Here is a 2,083-nt window from a genome sequence, read left to right as displayed (position 1 = left end):
GGCGGCTCCCCAGAACAGTCTCAGCCTGGAAGTTGGTCACTAGCTAGACACTACCTAACAGCCACAGGCGATAGGCTGAGAGGCCAGAGATGCTGTCGTGGCTTTCATCTTACCTCTCAGCGGTTTTTGAGATGTTGCGTTCAAGGTAATTTTTGGCAAATTGGTCATGGGGTTTCATGGACTGAGCAGTTAATCGATAATTCTCAATTGTATAGTTATTAAAAAAGTGGGTTTAAATAACCCACTTCTCAAGTGATGATTGGTAGTTTTTGGGATCGGAATTTTCAAACTGTGCCAGAAACTATGAGCAGCCATGGCAATTATTCTCCTTGTCAATAGTGAGCAATTGTAAGATTAGACTACCTCTTCGAGAAAATCATAAATTTTGTCTAATTGTTCCAAGGTCACTAAACCGTACTGCCAGAGAATCATCGGTAAATGAATTTTATCAGATTGGATCGAGCGCTCGGCCATAGCGATCGATTCTTGGGGAAGGGACAATTCCTCTTGTAGAAATCGTCGGAATTGGGAATAGGCAATCGTGGACATAGGGGGATTTTTTTCCTCAATAGTTATAGTATATCTCGTGATTTTAACAAAACACTACCTGAGCGGTTTCAAGGACAGTTAGTCTTGCGACCGTTTTTTCTGTATCTAAGCTATCCCGATGATAGAGAGCGCTTTCCTAAAAATCGCTGGCTCTCTTAAGATAGTCCCGTTAGATCGAGCAGAATTTTGTCTCTGTTTAATCTATCTATATCAAGGGTAAAGATTATTCAATCTATGACTTGATAGACTATAAAAATCTTAATCGATATGGTTATATCTTAAACAGTATAAATGCGTAATAGCTTCTAAAAGCCATACTTATATTTCCAGACAAGGGACACCTTCTATAAGAAAGTTAACACCATTTTCAAAAATCAAGGTCTTGAGATAGACTCAATCTTAATTTTATCTCCTTCTTTCACTCCTAATTCTTTGGCTCGGCCCCCGGCTAGTTCGATCACTTGATTAACCATGGTGTTTGGCCCATAGACAGGACAAGGATCGACAGCACAAGGGGGGACATTCAGCAAAACTGCTTTTACTATACCATCTTTTAGAAAAATCATGTCTAGAGGAATCGAGACATTTTTCATCCAAAACCGGGCCATCAGAGGTTGTGCAAAGGGAAATAGCATACCGCGATTTTTCTCCAAAGACGAGCGATACATTAAACCCTTGGCCTGTTGTTCCTGGGTTTGAGCCACTTCTAACTCAATCATCTCACCATTAATATCTGCTTTGGCCGTGATCGGTAATATTTGCCCTTGATTCTCAGTCGTAATCTGAGCCATTGAACTATTATTACCATTGAGATTAGTCGATTGACAACTCAGCAGCAACAAACCTAAAAATAGTATTAACTTGATCTTGAGCATAAATGATTTTTTACCAGTCATCACCAATAGTTATCAATACTTAATTTTTCTAGTATAAGTGGAAAATTAAGCAGATAAGACATTATCATAAAGTGGCGACAGCAAATATAAAGATAGTATTAAAAATATCTAGCATGGGGGTGAGCATCCTTCCTTGAGGAGAGGGGCAGGATTGCTAGAACGTATATACTAGGAAAATTCTCAAAGTTATTGGCCGATTTTCCCCCTCAATTTTGCCCTAGTCCGGCAGCAGTCGATCGCCTTCGTAGGTTAAAATACCACTTATCTATATGATCGATTATTGTAGGCTCAGGAGCAATCACCATGACCGCAGAAAGTATGTTATTTAATGGGCCGATCGTGGCGATCGTTCTCGTCCTCGTCGGATTAGCTTGGGGTTTTCTCCTCCTCAAAATCCAAGGTGGAGAAGCGGAATAGCTTGTTTTTCCGTTCATGGTTACTTTATTAGTAATCATGAACTAATTTTTCCCGATCAAAAGTAATTAAGAGAAAATCAAGGTTCTTCGTTACTTGGTATGGTTCGATAGGGGGGCATAAATCGACTAAATCCTTATCTGGCAAGAGACTTAATTGATTAGTTCGCTCTAGATAAGAAATAATTGACAAAAATCGCTAAATGCCTTTCTATATAAGGGTTC

The 2,083-nt window shown here is 39.5% G+C and carries 5 protein-coding genes; 2 read left to right on the top strand and 3 right to left on the bottom strand.

Annotated features, from left to right (window positions below; all coding sequences use genetic code 11):
* Positions 1 to 222 (top strand): hypothetical protein (locus tag PX482_RS18200; RefSeq protein WP_288122800.1); only part of this gene is annotated, 222 nt, incomplete at its 5' end.
* Between the two features lie 132 nt (positions 223 to 354).
* On the opposite strand, the gene PX482_RS18195 is transcribed toward PX482_RS18200, so the two are convergent.
* Positions 355 to 549 carry a DUF2949 domain-containing protein gene (locus tag PX482_RS18195; protein ID WP_002757016.1) on the bottom strand — a complete coding sequence of 65 codons (195 nt, stop codon included), beginning with the start codon at positions 547 to 549 and terminating at the stop codon, positions 355 to 357.
* A 374-nt stretch (positions 550 to 923) separates the two neighbouring features.
* Positions 924 to 1,445, bottom strand: a complete 522-nt coding sequence (locus PX482_RS18190) for a DUF192 domain-containing protein (protein WP_081417822.1) — start codon at positions 1,443 to 1,445, stop codon at positions 924 to 926.
* Between the two features lie 303 nt (positions 1,446 to 1,748).
* Between PX482_RS18190 and petM the strand changes: the two genes are divergently transcribed.
* On the top strand, positions 1,749 to 1,862 hold the full coding sequence (gene petM, locus PX482_RS18185) for a cytochrome b6-f complex subunit PetM (RefSeq protein WP_002731506.1): 114 nt from the start codon (positions 1,749 to 1,751) through the stop codon (positions 1,860 to 1,862).
* Between the two features lie 27 nt (positions 1,863 to 1,889).
* Here petM and PX482_RS18180 read toward each other — a convergent pair whose 3' ends face one another.
* Positions 1,890 to 2,051, bottom strand: coding sequence for a hypothetical protein (locus PX482_RS18180; RefSeq protein ID WP_502846657.1), 162 nt, complete (start codon positions 2,049 to 2,051; stop codon positions 1,890 to 1,892).
* Between the last annotated feature and the right edge of the window lie 32 nt (positions 2,052 to 2,083).

Origin of the sequence: Microcystis sp. M53602_WE12 (genome assembly GCF_030065455.1) — a bacterium.
Classification (GTDB): Bacteria; Cyanobacteriota; Cyanobacteriia; order Cyanobacteriales; family Microcystaceae; genus Microcystis; species Microcystis aeruginosa.
Note: the sequence above shows the minus strand (reverse complement) of the source record. Positions and strands in the feature narration are given on the sequence as shown.

Coding starts and splice junctions, on each gene's coding strand:
- PX482_RS18195 (WP_002757016.1), bottom strand. CDS start 549: ATGTCCACGATTGCCTATTCCCAATTCCGACGATTTCTACAAGAGGAA.
- PX482_RS18190 (WP_081417822.1), bottom strand. CDS start 1,445: ATGACTGGTAAAAAATCATTTATGCTCAAGATCAAGTTAATACTATTT.
- petM (WP_002731506.1), top strand. CDS start 1,749: ATGACCGCAGAAAGTATGTTATTTAATGGGCCGATCGTGGCGATCGTT.